The organism is Ruegeria sp. HKCCA5426 (assembly GCF_013034585.1).
Taxonomy (GTDB): domain Bacteria; phylum Pseudomonadota; class Alphaproteobacteria; order Rhodobacterales; family Rhodobacteraceae; genus Ruegeria.
Window position 1 is genome coordinate 1 of sequence record NZ_WQGH01000004.1, and the last position, 21830, is coordinate 21830.

A 21830-nucleotide genomic window follows, 5' to 3' on the forward strand; every position below is an offset into this window, starting at 1 on the left:
AATCGCTGGGCGAGGTCGCCGAATACGCTGGGGCTTCGATCCTGAAGCGGTGAATGTTAACCTGATCCTCGAATTTGTTTCGAGGATCAGGTTTTGCTTTCAATCATAGACCCCAAAACGCCGGACCACTTTGATGCGGTCCGGCGTTTGTGTTGGGAATACCGCGCATTTCTTCTGACGCTGGATGAAAAATCCCAACGCATTGTCAGAACATTCTACCCGCGTGAGAAATACGCCCGTTTGATGGATGCCATCGATGTTGAGCACGCGGCACCCACAGGAGGTGTCCGGCTAGCGTTAAAGGATGATCAGCCTGTCGGATGTGGGATGTTCCATACGATTGAACCCGGTGTGGCTGAAATCAAGCGCGTATTCGTGAACGAGAAAGCCCGAGGTACCGGTGCCGGGTACGCGATCATGAGTGATCTGATCGAAACCTGCCGCCTGAAGGGGTTTCGTATTATTCGGATGGACACAGGAAAACCACTTGAGGCCGCAACACGCCTTTATTTGTCGATGGGGTTTGAATTGCGTGACGCCTATTCGGAAATCCCCGAGGTTGCAGATGGTCATCTGCTGTTTTTTGAAATGGATTTGCAGGAATAGCGCGATTTTGGGCTAAAAAAGTCGAAATTTTTCGACCTTCTTTCCTGTTGTTATTGAAGGAGAAATTTAAAAAACCGCTACTTAAGTGAACATTATTGCACTTATGTGTGAACTTTTCCCTATTAGGAGGGCCGGGTGGTCTCGTACCCTGACTGTATTACAGAAAGGAGAACACCATGACTGGTTCTAAATTCCTTCTCGTAGCGTCGGTAGTCGGCACTGTATTTTTGGCGGCATGTTCAGCACCTGGCACATATCCGATCACTGGCGATCCGGTTTCAGCAAGTGACCCGGTTCGGGATATGGAATCGCCCACTTACATCTATCGTGGTGAGGCTCGCTAAGGCCTGTGCGTGACATCACGGGCGGTGACGTCCGTGATTGATCTGAATTCAGAGCTTCTTGCTCATTAACATATACCGATCGCGCGGTTTGAACCCGGTGCGCAGATACAGTTTCTGAGCTGCCTCGTTTGTGCGGTCGACCTCAAGATGCAGGGCGGTAAGCCCAGCTCCGGCCAGTGCCTTTGGCAGGTCTAGCAATACTTCGGATGCAATTCCTCGGCCGCGAACGGCAGGGCGAATGTAGATCTCGTCCACAAAGCCGTCCATGCCGCCGAATTCGACGGACCAACCGAATGTCAGGATGATGTATCCCAACGGTGCCCGTCCGGGTCCGATCAGGTAGACACATCCGTGGGGGATGCCCTCTAATAGCGGGGCCAGAGCGTTGCGGGTCTGATCCGCATCCTGAGCGATACCTTCCTCGGAGTGGAATGCAGTGACCAGGCCCACCAAGCGGTCCAGATCTTCGGGGCGGGCAAGCCGCAGGGCAGCGCTCATAGTCGGGCCAGCCGTTCGGTCAACAGGGTAAAGAACCCGTCCGCGTCCACATCTCCTATGAATGTCGCGTTGGGTTTGCGATCGGTGACGCGCCACCAGTCGGCGACCGTCATACCCATCGTGAGTTCTGATTGGGTCTCAATCTCGACATTCACGAAACGACCCGAGAACAATTCGGGCTTGATCAGATAGGCTGTGACGCACGGGTCATGCAGTGGTGCCCCTTGGCTGCCGTATTTTTCCTTGTCAAAGCGTTCGAAGAAATCCGTCATCTCGGCCACGGCGATACCGACCTTGGTTCCCAGCGCGCGGAAGGCGTCGTTGCGGGGTTTGGTGACCAGCGCCTTGTGCGTGACATCCAACGGCATAACGACAATAGGGCGACCTGATTTAAACACGATATCAGCAGCTTCTGGGTCGACGTGAATGTTGAATTCTGCGGTGGGGGTAATGTTGCCAACCTCGAAATACGCGCCGCCCATCAGCACGATTTCCTGCACCCGATCCACGATATCAGGCGCTTTGGTAAAGGCCGTTGCGATGTTTGTCAGTGGCCCCAGCGGGCATAACGTGACCGTTCCTGGCTCATGCGCGCGCAGGGTGTCGATAATGAAGTCGACCGCATGCCCGTCGGTCAGTTGCATCTGCGGATCAGGCAGGTCCGGGCCGTCCAGACCGGTTTTTCCGTGCACATGTTCTGCCGTGACCAGCGCTCGTTTCAATGGGCGGTCGCACCCGGCGTAAACCGGCACCTCGGTGTGTCCGGCCAGTTCGCAGACGATAAGGGCGTTCTTGGACGTCAGGTCTAACGGCACGTTCCCAGCGACGGCGGTTATGCCCAGAACCTCAATCTCTTGGGGGCTGGCCAGCGCCAGCAGGATGGCCACGGCGTCGTCCTGGCCGGGGTCAGTGTCGATGATGATTTTACGAGGGGGCATGGGCGTCTCCGGGGGCGTGAAGGTCGGACACTCGCAAGTGTCCCGGCACTTGTCCAGCCGTATTAGGTGTCCGCAACCGCATCCACCGGCGGGAGTTTGCCGTTGGCGCGGTGTTCTTCGGTTTTCACCTCGTTCCAAAGGGCGTCCATCTCGGCCAGATCGCTTTGTGAAGGCGTTTTGCCACGCGCCGCAAGGCGGGCCTCGACCTGTTCGAACCGGCGGGTGAACTTGGCATTGGTGCGGCGCAGGGCTGCCTCGGGTTCAATCCCGAGATGGCGGCCCAGATTGACAATCACGAAGAGCAAGTCACCGAACTCATCCTCTAGTGCGTCGGCGTCCATGCTGTCGCGGGCCTCTTCCAACTCGGCGGCCTCTTCGGTGATCTTCGCCAGCACATGACTGGCATCGGGCCAGTCGAACCCCACGCGGGCGGCGCGTTTTTGCAGCTTATGCGCGCGCAACAGGGCGGGCAGGTTAGCCGCCACTCCATCCAGCGCGCCTTTTTGTTTGTTGCCAGCGCGTTCCGCTGCCTTGATGGTTTCCCAATCCAGCGTCTGCTGCTCGGCAGATTTGTCGCGGGATTCGTCGCCGAACACGTGAGGATGACGCGTGACCATTTTGTCTGACATGGTGCGGACTACGTCCTGAAAGGTGAAATGCCCGGCTTCCTCGGCCATCTGCGCATGAAAGACGGATTGGAACAGCAAATCGCCCAATTCGCCTTTCAGCTCGTCATACGCCTCACGCTCGATGGCGTCGGCGACCTCATAGGCTTCTTCGATGGTGTAGGGGGCGATGGTGGCGAAATCCTGTTCGATATCCCACGGGCAGCCGGTCTGCGGGTCACGTAGGCGGCGCATGATTTCCAGCAGGCGCTCGATCCCTGCGTCGCTATCGTGGATCAGAGGATTTTCGGCCATTGCGAACCCTTTCGTTCCGGTGTCAGATGCATCCATTCCGCAGTCAGGATCAGGAGTCCACCCCAGATGCCCGTCGTCAACCGAATTGCCGATTTTGCCGCCGATATGACCGCTTGGCGACAACACCTGCATTCGATTCCCGAGTTGGAGTTCGAATGCCATGAAACCGCAGCTTTTGTCACCGACAGACTGCGTGAATTTGGCGTTGACGAGCTGCATGAAGGAATTGCCAAAACCGGGATTGTCGCGATCATCAACGGGCAGGGCGAGGGGCCGACAATCGGCCTGCGCGCGGACATGGATGCCCTACCGATCCCCGAGGAAACCGGGGTCGAATATGCGTCGACCAAACCGGGTAATATGCATGCCTGTGGCCATGACGGTCATACGACAATGTTGTTGGGCGCAGCGCGTTATCTGGCTGAGACACGAAATTTCCGCGGCCGCGTGGCCCTGATCTTTCAGCCTGCGGAAGAAGAAGGCGGCGGAGCAGGCGTCATGGTCGAGGAGGGGCTTATGGACCGGTTCGATATTTCTCAGGTCTATGCATTGCACAATGCGCCCGGTGTCCCTGAGGGGGCATTCCAGACGACGCCCGGCCCGATCATGGCGGCTGTCGACACGTTTGAAGTTCACATTCAGGGTCTTGGCGGCCACGGGGCCATGCCACACGAAACTCGCGATCCAGTGATGGCGGCCTGTGGAATAGCACAGGCCATTCAGACCATTGTCAGCCGCAACAACTATGCGCTGGACGATCTGGTTATCTCGGTCACCCAGATTCACACCGGAACGGTCAACAACGTGATCCCGGATACTGCCTATATCAACGGAACCGTCCGCACCTTCGATCCGTCTGTTCAGAAGATGGTGATGGAACGGATGGAGCAGATCGTGCAGGGGCAAGCACTGTCTTATGGGGTTGAAGCAAGGTTGGATTATGAGATCAATTACCCCGCAACGATCAATGACGCAGACAAAGCCGGGTTTGCCGCCGATGTCGCGCGGGACGTGGCGGGAGACGAATGGGTGTTCACGAACATATCTGCGATGATGGGGGCCGAGGATTTCTCGTTCATGCTGAATGCGCGTCCGGGGGCGTACCTGTTTCTGGGGCAAGGTGAAAGTGCCGGGTTGCATCATCCAAAATACAATTTTAACGACGAGATCGCGCCGGTTGGGGCATCCTTTTTCGCGCGGATTGTCGAAAAGGCGCAGCCGCTGGGCTGAACGGGGGAATAAATGGCACTGGAAGATGCAAAAAATCAGGTAGACGAGGCGTTTACCAATCCTGACCTCAAGGGGTTGTCCTATGAAAATACGTTTGGCGGGGCGACGTCCTTTCTGCGGCGGCTGTACACCAAGGACCTGAAGGGCGTGGACATAGCCGTGACTGGAGTGCCGTTCGATCAGGCGGTGACCAACCGCCCTGGAACCCGACTTGGCCCGCGCGCAATCCGAGAGGCTAGTGCGCTGCAATCACCCGATGCGCCCTATGGCTGGCCTTTTGACGCGCTGAGTGAGCTGGCGATCGTCGATTATGGTGACATGGCCTATGACTACGCCAATATCCCGGCGTTTCCAGATACGCTGACCGATCATATCCGCACGATACTAGCCGCCGATGTGGCTTCGGTCACTTTGGGCGGGGATCACTATATCAGCTTTCCGATCCTCAAGGCTTATGCCGAGAAATTCGGGCCGATTTCCTTGCTGCAGTTTGATGCGCATACGGACACGTGGGCCGATGACGACATGTCGCGCGTGGATCACGGAACGATGTTCTACAAGGCGGTGAAGTCGGGTATCGTGGATCCCAAGCGATCGGTGCAGGTCGGAATCCGGACCACCAACGAGGACACGCTGGGTGTCAACATCATCGACGCGCGCGAGGTTTATGAGTCCGGCCCCGCTGCCGTCGCGCAGAAGATTAAGGGCATTCTGGGTGACAGTCCCGTTTACCTTAGCTTTGATATCGACGGTCTGGATCCTGCTTTTGCCCCGGGTACAGGTACACCCGTCTGGGGCGGGCTGAGTTCCATTCAGGCGCAGATCATCTTGCGCGATATCGCCGGTATTAACATCAAGGGCGGGGACGTTGTCGAGGTATCTCCGCCGTTTGATACATCCGGCGCAACGGCGATCGCCGGCGCGCATGTCGCCACGCAGATTATTTGCCTTTTGGGATGGAACAAGTTGCAGCCTTAACCATTGGTTAGCCATCTTTCCACTATCACGTTAACCAAAATAACGGATGGGAAAGTTACTGGCATGAAAGACTTCAACCAGCCCCTCAGCGGCAATGATCTGGCACGGTTTTCCGGGCCGAATACGTTCATGCGCTTGCCGCAAGTGGATTCGTTGGCCGGGTTAGATGTGGCCGTTTTGGGTATTCCGATGGATATCGGTACCTCTTGGCGGTCGGGCACACGGTTCGGGCCGAAACAGATCCGCAGCGAAAGCGCGATGATCCGGCCTTACAACATGGCCACATTTGCGGCTCCGTTCGACAGCCTGCAGATTGCCGATATCGGTGATCTTGCGATCAACACGTTTTCCCTGTCCGAAAGCCTCAAGATCATTAAGGAAAGCTATGATGCTATTCTGGCGCAGGATGTGACGCCCGTCGCGATGGGAGGTGATCATTCGATCACCCTGCCGATTTTACGGGCAATTGCGGCCAAGCACGGGCCTGTGGCGTTGGTTCACGTGGATGCCCACGCAGGTGTAGACGACGAAATGTTTGGTGAGCGTGAGACACACGGCACCGTCTTTCGCCGCGCCTACGAAGAAGGTCTGATCGTTCCTGACAAGGTCTTTCAGGTCGGAATTCGCGGTTCGGGTTATTCAACGACGGATTTCAACGAAGCAAAGGAATGGGGATTTCGGCAGTTTCCGGCGTTGGAATTGTGGCAGCAGAACCTGACGGAAGTTGGCTCTCAGATACGAAAGACAATCGGGGATCACCCGACTTATATCACCTTCGACATTGACAGCCTTGATCCGGCTTTTGCTCCGGGAACGGGCACGCCAGAAATCGCGGGGCTAACCACGCCGCAGGCCTTGCAGTTGATCCATGCACTCAGCGGTCTGACCGTTGTGGGGTGCGATCTAGTCGAGGTCTCGCCGCCCTATGACACGACCGGCAACACGGCGCTGACGGCGGCTAACCTGTTGTTCGAGCTTATGTGCATCCTGCCAGGTGTGACGTCGCGGTAAAAGCCTGCCTCACGACTTGTCCAGGCCTGTATTCCGAATAAGGTTGCTAAAAGAATAGGGTCGGGATGAAGAAAATGCTCATTTTCCTTGTTGTTGCGGCGGTCGTCGTACTGGGCGCTTATATCAGGCTGGCACCGTCCGATCCTACGCGATGGCACGTAGTGCCCACCGGTCAGGCGGATCGCGATATGCAAGGCGGAGTGTTTCGGGTTTTGGAAACTGGCCCCGACGGGCTGGCGCGTCTGGATGCAATTGCGCGTAACACACCCCGTACAACGGTTTTGGCGGGGTCAGTGGACAAAGGGATGGTCACCTATGTCACCCGCACCAAAGTGATCGGCTTTCCCGACTACGCGACCGCCCAGCAGGATGGCGACACGCTGCGCATCCACGCGCGCCTGCGCTTTGGGCGCTCAGATTTTGGGGTAAACCGCAACCGTGTTGATGGGTGGCTGACTGCGCTCAAGCCCTGAGGACAGGCAGCCTTCCTGCACTTCGCGCCACATTGGTACGTTCAGCGACATTTGGCACTGTGCCATGAACATACGGCCATCGACCTGCAGGCAGATCATCTCGCCCAGTTCGATGCGGGTGCCGGATGTATCGGTGCAATAGCAATCGCGCACCTTGCCATCCGGGCCAACATAGTCGGCCATGGCCGGTGTGGAAAACAGCGTCAGGACAAGCGTAAACCATCTCATGCGCAGCAGCTTAGCATACGGTCGGCCCTTGACCAAAGCCCCGGATTGTTAGACACCCCCGGGGATGATCCCCGAAGAACGCCTAGAACAGATAACTCAGCGATTCCAATACCTCGAAGCGGCGATGTCAGACGGCGCGGCGGGTGGGGACATTGCTGCTTTGGCCAAGGAGTATTCTGACCTCAAACCGGTTGTCGAACAGATCACGGCCTGGCGACTGTTGGTGGCGGATTTGGCGGAAGCGCAGGCGATGCTGGCAGACCCCGATATGAAGGAGTTGGCCGAAGAAGAAATCCCAGACTTGCAGGCCCGCATCCCCGAAGCGGAACACGCGCTGCAATTGGCATTGCTGCCCCGCGACGCGGCCGATGCGCGCCCTGCGATGCTGGAAATTCGCCCCGGAACCGGAGGGGACGAGGCTGCCTTATTCGCGGGAGACCTGTTGCGCATGTATCAACGCTATGCCGAGGCACACGGCTGGCGTTTTGAGATCATCGAAGAACAGGCTTCGGACCTTGGGGGCATCAAAGAGGTCGTGGCGCATATAAAGGGCGACAACGTCTTTGCGCGGTTAAAATATGAATCCGGAGTTCACAGAGTTCAGCGCGTTCCCGAAACGGAAAGTGGTGGGCGGATTCACACATCGGCTGCGACGGTTGCGGTGCTGCCCGAGGCCGAAGATGTGGATATCCAGATTGACGCGAATGACATTCGTATCGACACCATGCGCAGTTCGGGTGCGGGTGGTCAGCACGTGAACACGACAGATTCGGCTGTGCGCATCACCCACCTTCCGACCGGTCTTGTGGTTACAAGCTCTGAGAAGTCCCAGCACCGCAATCGTGAAATCGCAATGCAGGTTCTGAAGACGCGACTTTATGATTTGGAGCGTCAGAGGATCGACAGCGAACGGTCCGCCGACCGAGCCAGCCAAGTGGGCTCTGGCGACCGTTCCGAGCGGATCAGGACGTATAACTTTCCACAGGGCCGGATGACCGATCACCGCATAAACCTGACTTTGTACAAGCTGGATCAGGTCATGCAGGGCGATCTGGACGAGGTCATAGATGCGCTGACAGCCGATGACCAAGCCCGCCTGCTGGCTGAGATGGCGCAATGATTGCTGCGTTGACAGCGGCGCAGGCCATGGTCGCTGCAACGGCGCGGCTTCGGGCGGCCGGGGTTGCTGATCCGGCGCGTGACGCCCGAGTGTTGTTGGCCCATGCCGCGCGAATCGAAGCCAGCCGCGTCACGTTGATCGCCCCCGAGGAGCTTTCGCCGGAGATCGCCGAACGGTACGATCAATTGATATCCTTGCGGGCTATTCGAGTGCCGGTCTCCCACCTGCTGGGGGAAAGGGAGTTTTATGGCCGCCGCTTTCGGGTCAGCGGCGATGTGTTGGACCCTCGACCGGAGACCGAGGCGCTGATCGAGGCGGCGTTGAGCGAACCTTTCGGTCATGTTCTGGACCTTGGGGTCGGGTCCGGGTGCATTCTGATCACCTTATTGGCGGAAAGAACCAGCGCAACGGGGCTAGGCGTTGACCTAAGTGAGGCTGCTTGTCTGCAAGCCAGCGCGAACGCTGTTCAGCATCAAGTTCAAAACCGTATCGAGATTATCAAGTCTGATTGGTTCGGAGACATTAATGGTAATTTTGACCTGATTGTTTCCAATCCCCCGTATATTTCTCTGCCGGAAATGGCGGAATTGTCCCCCGAAGTGCGTGAGCATGAACCGCGCATGGCACTGACGGACGAGGGCGACGGTTTGGGAGCTTACCGTCGTATTGCTGCCGGTGTTCCTGATTTTCTGTTACCCGGTGGGCGTTTGCTGGTCGAAATTGGGCCGACGCAGGGCCTGAGCGTTTCTGCGCTGTTTGATGCTGCTGGATTGGTCGACATAAGGATAATTCCCGATTTGGATGGTCGCGACCGTGTTGTATTTGCCAGAATGTCGCAGTGAATCTGTGCGCTGAGGCTGAAATACGCCGATTGATGTAAAAAAGCTGCGAAATTTAGTACAAACCCCTTGTCTGCACGCGCCGGACATGTTTACTCAGGATTAGTCAGCGAGGTTGACGCCGTTACAGCGCGCCCCTGACGCCAAGCCCAAAAAGTCGACATCGCGTCACAGCAAAAGCCTTTGAGCAGTGCAAGACGCGAAAGGTTCGACATCGAATGACAAGGCTGACGAAAGTAGATGAGATCTTCCAAATCCCGCTCGCGGGCCAAGAATAACCGCAATCGTCCTTCTGGAGGCAACGTAGTAAACCGGGTTTTCGACAGCTCGGGCCCAGAGGGTAAAGTGCGTGGCACGCCCCAGCAGATCATTGACAAGTACAACCAGCTTGCTCGTGACGCGCAGTTGTCTAATGACCGCGTGGCCGCGGAAAATTTCCAGCAACACGCCGAGCACTACCTGCGTCTGCTAAGTGAAGCGCAACGCGAAATGGAAGCGCGCCGCGAAGAACAGGAGCGGCAGAACCGCGAACGTCAGGCTGAACGTGATCGCGAACGCGCTGAGCGTCAGGAACGCGAAGCCGCGCGCCAATCAGATCCGGCCGAAGCACCGCAACCTGACGTGATGGATTTCACACCCGCAGCCGCTTCGCCTGAATCCGGTTTGGTGGAGACCCCTGAAAATAAGGGTGCTGAAGGCGAAGCCGCCGAGAAGAAGGAAAAACCGGCGCGCCGTCCCCGTACGCGCAAGCCCAAGCCTGCGCCGTCGGAAGACGCATCGTCGGACAAAGGTGATGCGCCCGAGGCCGCCGAGTAATCAAAGGCGCACAAAACAAGACAAAGCCCCGAGGTTCGCCCCGGGGCTTTTTTGTTTCAAGCGTTATCAACCTCGCGCGACAATGCACAGAAGGCTTCAAGCGGCACCTGCTCGGCCCGTTCAGTTGGTTGAATCCCGGCCGCCAATAACCTGTCTTCGATATTCGGGGCGATGCCCTTTAGCGATGCGCGCAGCATTTTGCGGCGTTGGTTGAAGGCTGCAGCCACGACACGGGATAGTGTGGCGGGGTTCGCGGGATACCTGGGTTCGGGCAGGGCAGTTAGATGGACCACGGCGCTTGAAACCTTGGGCGGAGGCGTAAACGCGCCGGGAGGTAAAGACATGGCAATCCGAGCCTCGGCGCGCCATTGCGCAAGGATGGCAAGGCGTCCGTAGGCTTTGCCGCCGGGCTGCGCCACGATCCGTTCAGCGACCTCGCGCTGAAACATCAAGGTCAGGCTTTGCCAGAACGGGGGCCATTCGGGGGGGGTCAGCCACCGCACAAGAAGCTCAGTTCCGACGTTGTAGGGCAGGTTGGCTGCGACCCGGATTGGTGGCGTTAGATGTGTCAGCGGGTCAATCTCGAGCGCGTCACCGTTGATGACCTCCAAACGGCCGGGATATGCAGCGGCAATGTCGTTCAGGGCCGCAATGCAGCGGGTGTCTTTCTCGACCGCGACCACTTTCCGCGCGCCCTCGGACAGCAAACCCCGAGTCAGACCTCCTGGGCCAGGGCCGATTTCCAACACATCGCACGCGGACAGATCTCCGGCCTGTCGCGCAATCTTGGCGGTCAGATTCAGGTCCAGCAGGAAGTTCTGGCCCAGCGACTTTCGCGCCGAAAGCTGGTGGGTTGCGATGACCTCGCGCAGAGGGGGAAGATTGTCGATAGCGCTCATTTTCAGATTACCGTGGCGCAGGAGGGATTGCGTGCACCAGAGATTTTTTGCCTCCGGCGGGGATATTTTCAGCCAGGTGAAGGATCAAGAGCTTTTTGCCATGCGGTGGGCGAGTTTCAAAGCTTCGATCAGGCTAGATGGGTTTGCGATACCTTGCCCTGCGATATCAAGGGCGGTGCCGTGGTCGGGCGATGTGCGTATGAAAGGCAGGCCGAGCGTCACGTTTACGCCGCGGTCGAAATCCAGCGTTTTGATCGGAATCAGCGCCTGATCATGATACATTGCAATGGCTGCGTCATAACGGGCGCGGGCTGCGGCATGAAACATGGTGTCCGCAGGGTGTGGGCCGCTGACAGTGTAGTCTTCCGAAGGAAGCGCAGAAATCAGCGGGCCGATCCAGTCCAGCTCTTCAAGCCCCATCTTACCACCTTCCCCCGCATGGGGGTTCAGCCCGGCAATGGCGATGCGGGGGTGAGCAATGCCGAATTGCTTTCGCAACCCCTCGGCTGTGATTTCAATCGTATCGCGCAACAGGGCTGGCGTGAGTTCGGACGGGACGCGGGACAGGGGAATATGGATCGTTGTGGGCACCACGCGCAATTCATCGCTGGCCAGCATCATCACAACGCGTTTACGCCCGGCCAGCGCGGCAAGAAACTCGGTATGGCCGGGATAGGCGAACCCGGCCCCGTCAATCAGTGCTTTCTTGTGGATCGGCGCGGTGCAGAGGGCCGACGCCGCGCCCGACTGAACCAGTGACACGCCTCGTTCAATCGCGTTTATGACGCCGGGCGCATTTGCGGCTGAGGGTGTACCGGGGCGATTGGGTTCGGGGAAGTCCAGTTGCAGAACAGGCATTGCCGAGGCGCTGATACGAAGTGACTCTGCCGGGTCGCTGATTTGATGCACCGGAGTTCCCTGAGGAATATGCGCCGCGTCCCCGATATAGAAAAACGGGCAGGTATCTCGTAGTTCTGCCCATGCTTTAGCCGCGATCTCTGAGCCTATACCGGCAGGGTCGCCACAACTGAGCGCGATCGGGGCGATCATTGCTCGATTATCGTTGCGTCCGCGCGTAGCTGCTCTAGCAGGCTTTCGGAAAAGGCCTGCAGCCGCTGTTGCGTCAGCGCATTGGCCACATCAACGCGCGAAGTTTCTTCGCCACGGTCGAGCGTCCGGGTGCACAACATCAGGAAACGGAGGGTCTGGCCGTTATTGGCGGTCAGATTCGTCGAAACTTCGTTAAGATCCAGCTTGGCTAGTTCCAGTGCGACGTCCCGCGGAATTTCAGAGGGGCTGGCTTCGATCCGTTGCAGAACCTCAGCCGGTTGGTCTTGTGCAATTCCATAGAGGTCATCGCAGGTGTCGATCTCTTCCCGCAATTTGGCGGCGCGGGCCAGCGTGTCAGCGCTGCGGCCACCGGGAAGGTTGTAGATGGCATAGTCGATTTTCGAATAACGCGGCGCGCCAGACGCGACCTCGCGCAGGCCGCGCATCTGGAACAGGGCAATGGCGTTTGGCAGGTTGATGGGCTGTGTTATATCCCCATTCTTGAGGCCAAGGATAACCGGCTGCAAGGCAGGGGGCAGATCGGTCAAGTTCAGCCATTCCAACCGACCGCCATTGTCCCGTGTGCCGGCGGCGGAATATTGGGTGGCTGCCGCTGAAAAGGCATCAAATCCTTCCAATTGCGCGATCTCTTCGGCCAACAACTCGGCCTGGGCGATGGTCTGCTGATTGACCGGAATGATGATCTCGGAAATCAGAACCTGCAATCCACCGCCACCGGCTTGTCCCAGCGCCCGGTTGATTTCATCCTCGGACGGGCGCGCCTGCGACAGGAAACGGGCGCTGACATAGTCGCGCCACGAAAGCTGGTCTGCGACAAAATCCCTGACGGTTTCTTGGGACACACCCGCATCGGCAAGAAGTTGCAGGAACTGATCCGTCGACAACCGCCCGCGCGCAGCGAACTCGTCAATGCCGACCTGAACATCCTCTGGGTTGATTTCGATTCCCGCCTCTCGCATGGCTTGCTTGCGCAGACGGTCGTCAATCAGGGCCTCTCGCACCTCGTCCTCGGATGCTCCGGGAGCGCCCAGAGCTAAAAGGAACTGCAGGCGCTGGTCCAGTTCATACCAGGTGACAATATCCTGATTAACCTTGATCGCAGGCGAGAACGGGCTTTGGGCTTGCGCTTCCATGGGCGCAAGACTCAATACCGCAACGGCCAGTGCCTGAGCCACCGAGGGCAGCCAACCGGAACGAACGAAACTGGAGAAACGTGAAATCAACTGCATCTTCTCTTGAACTGTTGTCCGCCACCTTCAACAGAATATCCTGTCAGGGCTACGGTAAAGCCGAATTCTGTCGAAGGCTCAATACTCGAAGACGAGGTAAATCGTCTACTCACGATCATATTTGCCTGTACACATTCGTTTTGGTAGGTCACGCCCAACCCATAACGGATCGGTTCGGACTCGGCGAGGTCATAGCGGGCGAATGCACGGGTCAGCCAGTTTTGGTCGATACGGTAACGACCATTGACGCGAACTTCCGAGATTTCATCTTCCGCGTTTTCCGCTGGATCGGGTTCCTGCCAGACATAAGTGCCCGACAGGCTGGTTGTTTCTTGGCTCCAGGCGGCGCGCAATTCAGCCTTGGCGAAACTGAAGTCACCGTTGAGCAATCCGCGTCCTGCCAATGACCAGCCATTGGCCGTTTCCAACTGACCAGCAATCAACAGGTCTGACGCTGTTCCCTGCAAACCCGAGGTTACGTTGAATTCAGGGTCGGCATCCGCGCGAAAGACCTGACCAACTGTTGCCAGTGCGCGCCATCCCTTTGCTCCGTATCGGGCCCAGTTTATGCCGACCACTCCGGTTGCGCCGTCTTCCCGACGGTCGGGGGCCGGAAATCGCGAAAGGGACAGAAGGTTGCCTTGATCGAATTCCTGAAACGTACTTTCGTCGATCGGCACGTCGTTGGTTGAAACATGGGTCCAGCCGACTTGTGCGATCGGTTCAAGGACTTGGGTCGCGCCCGACTTTTCCCGCCGTGACATTGGGTAGCGCAGCGTCAGCGCCGCGCGTGGTGTGGTGCGGGTAACCTGACTAGGGAACCCGCTGTCATGACGAATATTGAACGTATCGACAGACGCGCCCAACCTAGCGTCCGCGCGCAGGCCCGTGGTGAATATCCAACTGCGCATCCATTCGGCATCGAAAGTTGCTCGCGCGACATCACGGCCCACGATGTCTTCGTCGCTAGTACGTTCATGGGCGTGTGCGACAAAGCCGAGCCGAACCTCGCCACCCACTGCGGTCGGGAAGTGGCGTTTCTGATAGTACAGGTCGAACACGCGCGAAGGGATTTCATCCTGATCTTCGCTGTCGCGCAATGTCTGGTAGTGGATGAAGCTGGTGCGGAACGCCGTATCCCGTTTGATCCGTTCCAGCGCGACTTCGCTGCGCAATCGGTCGAAATCGGGCAGGCCGTAGTCGGCCAAATACGCATCGTCAGACGTGGTCTTCAGGTCAAAGGTGAACCGATAGCCGTCCCGCAGGTTGAATGCGCCATCCGCAAATAGATACCCGCGCTGCTCGTCTGGTTGAAGGTCATCTTTTGTATAGGCGCCCAAGATTCGGATACGTCCACGTTTGAACGCCTGACGATACCGGAAGCCCAGCGTTTTGGTCTTGGACGATACATATGGCGTCAGCGTCAGGTCCTTGTGGTCGCCCAACTTGAAGAAATACGGCACCTGTAGGCCGGTGCCCAGTTGCGACGTGGTTCTGACCGAGGGGACGAGAAAGCCCGTCGCGCGGTCCAGTGTGGGATCGGGAAGACGCAGGTACGGAAAATAGAATACCGGAAAGTCCAGAATTCGGAAATGTGCACCTTCAAAATATAACTGCCGTTCGAGCTGGTCATGGGTGACTTTGCGCGCACGGATCTGCCATATCGGAGGTTTACCGTTGGCACAGACGTGGCACGACGTGGCCGAGACCTTGCTGAATTGCGTATAGCGCCCAGCCGCACGCTTGGCCTGGACCGACGCGATCTGGACTTGCTGCTGGAACACCATTCTAGCGCCGATGAGCAGGCCGTTTTGGATGCCGCTGTCCAATTCCGCTGAATCCGCCAGCAGAGTCGTTGCGCCGCCCTGATCAATGCGGACCGGACCCTCAAGCAAAAGTTCGCCGGTGTCGCGGTCATAGGTAATCCGTTGCGCAGTAACTTTGATGTCGCCTTGAAACGCTTCGACGTTGCCCTCGGCGACAAGCACTCTTTGCGGAGTGATGAAAATCCGATCTGCAACCAGAAGGGCTGGTTCTTCCTCTTGCGGAGTACTTTGCGGCGGGCCGCCAGCGGGCTGATTTTGGGCGCCCGCGCCCTGTGGTATGGCCAACGCCAGAGCGCCGGACAAAAACAGGCAGGATAGAAGCCGCATCAGCCGTCCTCCGCGTGCAACAACAGACCGAGTGACAGCAATATGGCTGCGAAGGGCGGAGCCCACGCCGCAACAAAGATCGGCAGTTGTCCGTTTTCCCCCAGAATTTGGGCAAAGTTGCGCACGAAGTATATGCCAAAACCCAACAGTACCGCGGACAGAACCGCGATCCCGGTTCTGCCAAAGCGGACATGGCGCATGGTGAACGCTGCCCCGATCAGGACCATCGACACCAAGAAGATCGGGCGCGCAAGTTGCACTTGCAGCCAGACTTCGTATTGCTTGGTGGAAAACCCGGCTTCGCCTAGGTCACGAATAAGCTGTGGCAAGTCGTAGACCGAAACGGCCCCTTGCCGCCCCAGCGTGTCCAAAATGCGCTCCCGCGTCAGCGACGTAGGGATTTCAAGCGTCGAATGCTCGACGGCGTTGGTTTCCGGGTTGATGTCCTGATTCAAGGACCAGACTTTGGCGTTGGACAAAGTCCAGTTGCCGTCGTCAAGGACAGCGCTGTCGGCGGCAATCTGTTGCGTCGGCGTACCGTCCGGCGAAAATGCGATGATCGTCACTTCGTTCAACTTCAGCGTATCGCCATTTGACGTGCCCCGCGCGTGGATCACAGACTGGCCGTTTTGCGAGCCCTGCCGCAGCCACATACCTTCGCCGCTGATCGAAAAGGCCGACCCGCCGTTGTTGCGATACGAGTCAGACAGTCGTGAGTATTCCTCGGACGTGGCTGCCGAAATCGGGTTCAGCAGGGCAACGGCAGCCGCCCCGATCGCCAGGGCCAATACTGCAGGGGCCAGCAGCGCACGAATACCCGAACGGCCAATGGCTCGGGTCACGACCAACTCAGAACTGCGCGCAAGGCCGACAAACAGCGCGATTGTCGAAAGAATCACCAGCAAGGGCAGCATTTCACTGATGGCCGCCGGGGTATTCAGCAGCGTCAGGTGCAGAAGTTGGCCAAAGGACAGGTCAACTTCGTCAAAGCGTCGCACCTGTTCGATAAGGTCGATCAGAATCAACAAAGTCAGGAAGATGCCGCCGATAACCAGAAAGCTTTGGATGAACCGGCGGGCAAAATAGCGGTCAAGGATCACGGGCGAAACCCCGCAGGGGTTGGGTGCAAGGCGGGCACTGTCAGGTTCAAGCAGGAATCATTGCAGCGTGCGCCACGAAGCGATGGCTTATGCCTGCCCTGTCTTGCCACTGTACTCTCCCCCGATCTTGCCGGAATTTTTTCGGGACTGTACTGCAATTGCCAGTCGGGGAAAACTGCTATCTGGTCAATAGCGCCAGTGCGGGCTAGGTCTTGGGGAACAGATTTTCAGGAGTTCGCAATGAGCAGTCTAATCCCGATCCAGTTTCAGGCTTTTGACGTCGACGCAATGACGCAGGCTGAAGGCCGCGTTGTTATCATCATATCGCCGGACGGCAAGATGAGCCCCGCCGTTCGCCGCGCGAACCGTCTGACCCGTGGCACCGTGGCGCGTCTGGTTGAAAGCGACCGCTTTGCAAAGGTTAAGTCAGGGGATGTGCTGTCGCTTGCTTGGCCAACCGGCATGGCGGCCGAGGCGCTGGACATTCTGGTTCTGTCGCGCCGTCCGGACGCGGCCGAGGCCCGCAAGGCCGGTGCAAAGCTGGCGAAACTGGCCGACAACCGGGATGTGCTGCTGATGGCCGGTAATCAGGTTCGGGCCGAAGAGCTGGCGCTTGGGATCGCCCTGCGCAGTTACGATTTCGATGCGCACAAGTCGAAAGAATCCGAACGCACCGCCAGTGTCACGATTAGCCACCAAAAACCGGATGAGGTTGAGGCTGCGTTTGCACCGCTTTACTCCATTGCGGACGGGGTGCGGATGACGCGCGATCTGACCAACGAACCGGCCAATGTTCTGACCACGACCGAATTTGCTGACCGTCTGGCCGAGATGAAAGACCTTGGTCTTGAGGTTGAAGTGCTGGAAGAAGACAAGCTGGCCGAACTGGGAATGCGCACGCTGCTGAGCGTTGGGCAGGGCTCGGTCAGCCCGTCCAAGGTTGTGGTAATGCAGTGGAACGGCGGCAATAAAGGTGACGCACCGCTTGCCCTTGTCGGTAAGGGGGTTGTGTTCGACACAGGCGGCATTTCACTGAAGCCCGCCGGTGGCATGGAAGATATGACCATGGATATGGGCGGTGCGGGTGTCGTCGCTGGCACAATGCGCGCGCTGGCCAAACGCAAGGCCCAGGCCAATGTGGTCGGGCTTGTGGGGCTGGTCGAGAACATGCCCTCGGGCAACGCAACGCGCCCGGGTGATGTAGTCAAGTCGATGAAGGGCGACACGGTCGAGATCATCAACACAGACGCCGAAGGCCGTTTGGTCCTGTGCGACGTCATGTGGTACGCGCAAGAGCGGTTCAGCCCCGTGGGCATGGTTGATCTGGCCACGCTGACGGGTGCGATCATTATCGGGTTGGGCCACGAAAACGCAGGGGTGTTTTCGAACAATGACACATTCTGCAACGCCTTCCTGAAAGCGGCTGGGGCTGAGGACGAGGGTGCCTGGCGGATGCCTTTGGGCAAGGCCTATGACGACCTGCTGAAGTCGCGCATCGCCGATGTGAAGAACGTGGGCGGACGGCCTGCGGGCTCGATCACAGCGGCGCAGTTCCTGCAGCGCTTCGTGAAAGAGGAAACCCCGTGGATTCACCTTGATATCGCCGGCGTCGCCTCGGTCGCGGCCGAGACATCCTATGCGCCGAAAGGCGCAACCGGGTGGGGTGTGCGCGCACTGAGCCGATTTGTGCAGGACAATTTCGAGTAAGTCCGTGGGTGCCGTCTATTTCTACCACCTGACCCGCAAGCCGCTGGAACATACTTTGCCGGTTCTTCTGGACAAGGCGCGGCAGGCCGGGTGGAAGATCGCCGTGCGGGGTACCGATCCCGCGCGGATGGACTGGCTGGACGAAAGACTGTGGCTGGGGCCGGATGACGGGTTCCTACCACATGGTCGGGCAGGCGGCCCGCATGATGCTAGGCAGCCCATTTTACTGACGACCGAGATGCAGGCCGCCAACGGACCGTCCTGCGTGATGGCTGTCGACGGCGCACCTGTCGAACCGGATGAGGTGAACGCTCTGGAACGTGTCTGCATCCTGTTTGACGGCAATGACCCGCAGGCGGTTCAACATGCCCGGGGGCAGTGGAAAGCGTTGACCGGTGCTGGATGCGCCGCCAAATACTGGTCCGAGGAGTCGGGCCGATGGGAGATGAAGTCCGAGGCGTAACGCCTTTTCTTCAATGATATTTCAGGAGATTGACAGATGGAAATGAAGCCCTTGGGCCGCACGGGTATCATGGTCACCGACCTGTGTCTGGGGACCATGACCTTTGGCACCCAGACCACCGAAGCCGATGCACATACGCAGATCGACATGGCACTGGACGCCGGTATTAACTTTGTCGATGCGGCCGAGATGTATCCGGTGAACCCCATATCGAAAGAGACTGTCGGGCGCACAGAAGAGATTCTGGGTAACTGGAACGCCGCGCATCCGTCCCGGCGGGCTGATTATGTTCTGGCCACTAAACACTCGGGGGCCGGTTTTGCACATGCGCGAGATGGCGCGCCGATCTCGGGTCAGACAATCCCCGAGGCGATCGAAGGGTCGCTGCGCCGCCTGAAAACGGACTGCATCGACCTGTATCAGTTCCACTGGCCGAACCGGGGCAGCTATATGTTCCGCCAGAACTGGACCTATGCGCCGTCGGGCCACAACACCGACGAGGTGCTGGACAATATGCGGGAATGTCTTGAGGCGCTTCAGGCGCAGGTCGACAAGGGCAATATCCGCGCCTTTGGCCTGTCGAACGAAAGCGCTTGGGGCACCGCGCAGTGGTTGCGTCTGGCTGAGAACGGAGCGGGTCCCCGAGTCGCTTCGGTGCAGAACGAATACTCGTTAATGTGCCGGCACTTCGATACGGATATGGCCGAGCTGAGTGTTCATGAGGATGTGGGTCTGATGGCCTTTTCGCCTCTGGCTGCCGGGTTCCTCACTGGAAAGTACCAGGGTGGCGCGGTGCCTGAAGGGTCGCGCATGTCATTGGTACCAGAAATGGGCGGGCGGCATCGAACGCGTGCCTTTGATGCGGTTGGGGCTTATCTTGAGGTTGCCGCGCGCCATGGATTGGACCCTGTGCATATGGCGTTGGCCTGGTGTCAGACACGCCCATTCATGATGTCCGCGATCTTTGGTGCAACATCAGTCGAGCAACTTGCCCACATCCTGAGTGGCAAGGACCTGCAGTTGTCGGACGAGGTTTTGGCGGACATTACCGAGGCGCACCGCGCGCATCCAATGCCGTTCTAGGGGGCTCTGCCCCCGCCGCGCGTGCCGCGCGACTCCCCCGGGATATTTTTAGCCAGATGAAGGGGGATCCAGCTTAGTGATGGGTGGGGTGCGTCCGGTCTTGTCGCAGATCGCGGGCAGACAAGCCGTGCGCGGTACGGAAGGCGCGGGCGAAACTGGATTGTGAGCCAAAGCCCGTAGCAAGCGCCACATCCATCAGAGGCATGTCGGTGTCGGTGACCAGACGACGCGCCTCGGCCAGACGCAGTTGCAGGTAGTGGTCTTGCGGTGTGGTGTTCAGGCGCAGGCGGAACTGCTGCTGTAGTGTGCGGGGGCTGGTTCCAAGGGTCTCGGCGATATCGGCAAGCGGCAAGGGTTCATCCAGGGACGATTCCATCAGGCTGTTGGCTTTGGCTGTCAGCGCCGTGTGGCGGTGCGGCGCGCCAATGCGGCTTTGGGGTTTTGTCGGGGCAGGGGCACCGTCATAGAGGAACAGACCAGACACCCGCGCGGCAAATCCCGCCCCGTGCCGGGCGGCGATTATGTGCAGCATCATTTCAACGGCTGGAATGGCCCCGCCGGATGTCAGGCGATTGCCCGAGACCGTGAAACGGTCAGGGCGCACGTCAACCTCGGGGAACCGGTTGGCAAAGTTGTTCAAATCTTCCCAATGTGTGGTGGCGGCATGATCGTCCAGAAGACCAGCTTCGGCGAGCAGCCAGGGGCCGCCGTCTATGCCGGCCATGGTCGCTCCTCCGCCGGCAATTCGGCGCAGTCCGGCCAGCAGGCTGGGGGTGGCGTGGCGCGCCAGTTGGAACCCGGCAACCACGATCATCAGATCGCAGCCCTGCAGGCGGGCCAGGGGAATTCCGGGAACGGTCAGCGCGCTGGTCAGCATCGCGGGTTCTGGTGTGGCGGTTACATAGTCCCAGTCAAAGGCGGGGCGATCTGCCAGGCGATTGGCCGCGCGCATCGGGTCAACGGCCGAGGCGAAGCTGAGCGTGTTGCATTCGTCCAGCACCAAAACCGCCGTTTTCAGGGCGCGGTGTTCGGGCTGCAGTATGTTTTTTGCGGATTTCATCAAGTCTGATTCGTATTCTGGCAAGTGTTTTCACAAGGCTGCGTCAGACTCGGGCCCGAAAGCAAATCGGAATCCGGGGAGAAGTCTGGGGAAAACTCAAGGCAAAACCGGGTATAACTTGGGGAAAACGTCATGCCTCTGGAAATGAACCGCGAAGTCTTCATCACCTGTGCCATTACTGGATCAGGTGGAACGCAGGATCGCAGCCCACATGTGCCGCGTTCGCCGCAGCAGATTGCCGACAGTGCGATTGCGGCAGCCAAGGCCGGGGCCGCCGTTGTCCATTGCCATGTGCGCGACCCGGAGACCGGAATCCCCAGCCGCCGTCTGGACCTGTATCGTGAGGTTACGGACCGCATTCGCGACGCTGATGTGGACGTTGTGCTGAACCTCACCGCCGGGATGGGCGGGGACATCGTGTTTGGTGGGGTGGAAAGCCCGTTTCCAGTGGCCGAAGGGACCGACATGATCGGCGCGTCCGAGCGTGTGGCGCATATCGCCGAATGCCTGCCTGAGATTTGTACCTTGGATTGCGGCACCATGAACTTTGCCGAGGCGGATTATGTCATGACCAACACGCCCGGTGCACTGCGGGCGATGGGGCAGATGATGACAGACATGGGCGTTAAGCCCGAGATCGAGGCCTTTGATACCGGTCATCTTTGGTTCGCCAAGCAACTGGTGAAAGAGGGGGTGCTGGAACCCAACGCTTTGGTTCAATTGTGCATGGGTGTGCCATGGGGCGCGCCGGATGATCTGAACACCTTTATGGCGATGGTGAACAATGTGCCGGATGACTGGACCTTCAGCGCGTTTTCGCTGGGGCGGAACCAGATGGCTTATGTTGCGGCCTCGGTGCTGGCGGGCGGCAATGTGCGCGTGGGGCTGGAGGATAACCTGTGGCTCGACAAGGGTGTGCTGGCCGAGAACTGGCAGTTGGTGGAACGTGCCGGGACGGTCATCGAAAATATGGGGGCGAAGGTCATTGGGCCTGCCGAGGTGCGCGAGAAGCTTGGTTTGACCAAGCGTGCGCCTGTGGCGAAGTAGGCATGGATTGGGGGCCA

At 58.6% G+C, this 21830-nt stretch carries 23 protein-coding genes; 13 read left to right on the forward strand and 10 right to left on the reverse strand.

Features of this window, described 5'->3' with window-relative positions; all coding sequences use genetic code 11:
* Window positions 1-93 precede the first annotated feature (93 nt).
* Both GOV87_RS07275 and GOV87_RS07280 read left to right on the forward strand, forming a co-directional pair.
* Window positions 94-606, forward strand: coding sequence for a GNAT family N-acetyltransferase (locus tag GOV87_RS07275; RefSeq protein WP_171211320.1), 513 nt, complete (start codon window positions 94-96; stop codon window positions 604-606).
* 176 nt (window positions 607-782) lie between these two features.
* Window positions 783-950 carry a hypothetical protein gene (locus tag GOV87_RS07280; RefSeq protein ID WP_171121664.1) on the forward strand — a complete coding sequence of 56 codons (168 nt, stop codon included), beginning with the start codon at window positions 783-785 and terminating at the stop codon, window positions 948-950.
* A 48-nt stretch (window positions 951-998) separates the two neighbouring features.
* Here the strand turns inward: GOV87_RS07280 and GOV87_RS07285 are convergent, their stop codons facing one another.
* The 3 genes from GOV87_RS07285 to mazG form a co-directional block, all read right to left on the reverse strand.
* Window positions 999-1448: an N-acetyltransferase gene (locus GOV87_RS07285; RefSeq protein WP_171211321.1), complete on the reverse strand. Its 450-nt coding sequence runs from the start codon at window positions 1446-1448 to the stop codon at window positions 999-1001.
* The gene (locus GOV87_RS07290; protein WP_171211322.1) at window positions 1445-2386 is read right to left on the reverse strand and encodes a nucleoside hydrolase; all 942 of its coding nucleotides are present in this window, start codon (window positions 2384-2386) and stop codon (window positions 1445-1447) included. Before GOV87_RS07290 ends, GOV87_RS07285 begins: the two co-directional genes overlap by 4 nt.
* 62 nt (window positions 2387-2448) lie before the next feature.
* On the reverse strand, window positions 2449-3306 hold the full coding sequence (gene mazG / locus GOV87_RS07295) for a nucleoside triphosphate pyrophosphohydrolase (protein ID WP_171211578.1): 858 nt from the start codon (window positions 3304-3306) through the stop codon (window positions 2449-2451).
* A 66-nt stretch (window positions 3307-3372) separates the two neighbouring features.
* Here mazG and GOV87_RS07300 point away from each other — a divergent pair, with 66 nt between their 5' ends.
* The 4 genes from GOV87_RS07300 to GOV87_RS07315 all read left to right on the forward strand — a co-directional run bounded on the left by GOV87_RS07300 (window position 3373) and on the right by GOV87_RS07315 (window position 6998).
* On the forward strand, window positions 3373-4536 hold the full coding sequence (locus GOV87_RS07300; RefSeq protein ID WP_171211323.1) for a M20 aminoacylase family protein: 1164 nt from the start codon (window positions 3373-3375) through the stop codon (window positions 4534-4536).
* A gap of 12 nt (window positions 4537-4548) precedes the next feature.
* Window positions 4549-5514, forward strand: a complete 966-nt coding sequence (gene speB / locus GOV87_RS07305) for an agmatinase (RefSeq protein WP_171211324.1) — start codon at window positions 4549-4551, stop codon at window positions 5512-5514.
* Between the two features lie 63 nt (window positions 5515-5577).
* A complete protein-coding gene (gene speB, locus GOV87_RS07310; protein WP_171211325.1) occupies window positions 5578-6525 on the forward strand; it encodes an agmatinase in 948 nt (315 codons plus the stop codon).
* A 65-nt stretch (window positions 6526-6590) separates the two neighbouring features.
* Window positions 6591-6998 (forward strand): DUF1499 domain-containing protein, encoded by a 408-nt coding sequence (locus GOV87_RS07315; protein ID WP_171121658.1) that lies wholly within the window; start codon window positions 6591-6593, stop codon window positions 6996-6998.
* Here the strand turns inward: GOV87_RS07315 and GOV87_RS07320 are convergent.
* Window positions 6939-7226 (reverse strand): hypothetical protein, encoded by a 288-nt coding sequence (locus tag GOV87_RS07320; RefSeq protein ID WP_171121657.1) that lies wholly within the window; start codon window positions 7224-7226, stop codon window positions 6939-6941. The genes GOV87_RS07315 and GOV87_RS07320 overlap by 60 nt on opposite strands.
* Before the next feature lie 64 nt (window positions 7227-7290).
* On the opposite strand from GOV87_RS07320, the gene prfA reads away from it, so the two are divergent.
* The 3 genes from prfA to GOV87_RS07335 all read left to right on the forward strand — a co-directional run bounded on the left by prfA (window position 7291) and on the right by GOV87_RS07335 (window position 10001).
* Window positions 7291-8346 carry a peptide chain release factor 1 gene (prfA, locus tag GOV87_RS07325; RefSeq protein ID WP_171211326.1) on the forward strand — a complete coding sequence of 352 codons (1056 nt, stop codon included), beginning with the start codon at window positions 7291-7293 and terminating at the stop codon, window positions 8344-8346.
* Entirely contained in the window at window positions 8343-9188 is an 846-nt protein-coding gene (gene prmC / locus GOV87_RS07330) for a peptide chain release factor N(5)-glutamine methyltransferase (protein ID WP_171124712.1), read from the forward strand. Before prfA ends, prmC begins: the two co-directional genes overlap by 4 nt.
* A 237-nt stretch (window positions 9189-9425) precedes the next feature.
* On the forward strand, window positions 9426-10001 hold the full coding sequence (locus GOV87_RS07335; protein WP_171121654.1) for a DUF4167 domain-containing protein: 576 nt from the start codon (window positions 9426-9428) through the stop codon (window positions 9999-10001).
* Between the two features lie 56 nt (window positions 10002-10057).
* On the opposite strand, the gene rsmA is transcribed toward GOV87_RS07335, so the two are convergent.
* The 5 genes from rsmA to lptG all read right to left on the reverse strand — a co-directional run bounded on the left by rsmA (window position 10058) and on the right by lptG (window position 16453).
* On the reverse strand, window positions 10058-10900 hold the full coding sequence (rsmA, locus tag GOV87_RS07340; protein WP_171121653.1) for a 16S rRNA (adenine(1518)-N(6)/adenine(1519)-N(6))-dimethyltransferase RsmA: 843 nt from the start codon (window positions 10898-10900) through the stop codon (window positions 10058-10060).
* Window positions 10901-10984: 84 nt separating this feature from the next.
* The gene (gene pdxA, locus GOV87_RS07345; protein ID WP_171211327.1) at window positions 10985-11950 is read right to left on the reverse strand and encodes a 4-hydroxythreonine-4-phosphate dehydrogenase PdxA; all 966 of its coding nucleotides are present in this window, start codon (window positions 11948-11950) and stop codon (window positions 10985-10987) included.
* Window positions 11947-13200, reverse strand: a complete 1254-nt coding sequence (locus GOV87_RS07350) for a peptidylprolyl isomerase (protein WP_171211328.1) — start codon at window positions 13198-13200, stop codon at window positions 11947-11949. Before GOV87_RS07350 ends, pdxA begins: the two co-directional genes overlap by 4 nt.
* A complete protein-coding gene (locus GOV87_RS07355) occupies window positions 13191-15353 on the reverse strand; it encodes an LPS-assembly protein LptD (protein WP_171211329.1) in 2163 nt (720 codons plus the stop codon). The genes GOV87_RS07350 and GOV87_RS07355 overlap by 10 nt, the downstream gene beginning before the upstream one ends.
* Entirely contained in the window at window positions 15353-16453 is a 1101-nt protein-coding gene (gene lptG, locus GOV87_RS07360; RefSeq protein ID WP_171211330.1) for an LPS export ABC transporter permease LptG, read from the reverse strand. The genes GOV87_RS07355 and lptG overlap by 1 nt, the downstream gene beginning before the upstream one ends.
* Before the next feature lie 240 nt (window positions 16454-16693).
* Here lptG and GOV87_RS07365 point away from each other — a divergent pair, with 240 nt between their 5' ends.
* From GOV87_RS07365 to GOV87_RS07375, 3 genes are read left to right on the forward strand one after another with little or no spacing between them, the layout of a single operon-like run.
* Window positions 16694-18160, forward strand: coding sequence for a leucyl aminopeptidase (locus tag GOV87_RS07365; RefSeq protein ID WP_171211331.1), 1467 nt, complete (start codon window positions 16694-16696; stop codon window positions 18158-18160).
* Window positions 18161-18164: 4 nt separating this feature from the next.
* A complete protein-coding gene (locus GOV87_RS07370; protein ID WP_171211332.1) occupies window positions 18165-18623 on the forward strand; it encodes a DNA polymerase III subunit chi in 459 nt (152 codons plus the stop codon).
* Window positions 18624-18659: 36 nt separating this feature from the next.
* Window positions 18660-19706 carry an aldo/keto reductase gene (locus GOV87_RS07375; protein WP_171211333.1) on the forward strand — a complete coding sequence of 349 codons (1047 nt, stop codon included), beginning with the start codon at window positions 18660-18662 and terminating at the stop codon, window positions 19704-19706.
* Between the two features lie 73 nt (window positions 19707-19779).
* On the opposite strand, the gene GOV87_RS07380 is transcribed toward GOV87_RS07375, so the two are convergent.
* A complete protein-coding gene (locus tag GOV87_RS07380) occupies window positions 19780-20766 on the reverse strand; it encodes a GlxA family transcriptional regulator (protein ID WP_171211334.1) in 987 nt (328 codons plus the stop codon).
* 132 nt (window positions 20767-20898) lie between these two features.
* Here GOV87_RS07380 and GOV87_RS07385 point away from each other — a divergent pair, with 132 nt between their 5' ends.
* The gene (locus GOV87_RS07385; RefSeq protein ID WP_171211335.1) at window positions 20899-21813 is read left to right on the forward strand and encodes a 3-keto-5-aminohexanoate cleavage protein; all 915 of its coding nucleotides are present in this window, start codon (window positions 20899-20901) and stop codon (window positions 21811-21813) included.
* The last annotated feature ends 17 nt before the right edge of the window (window positions 21814-21830 follow it).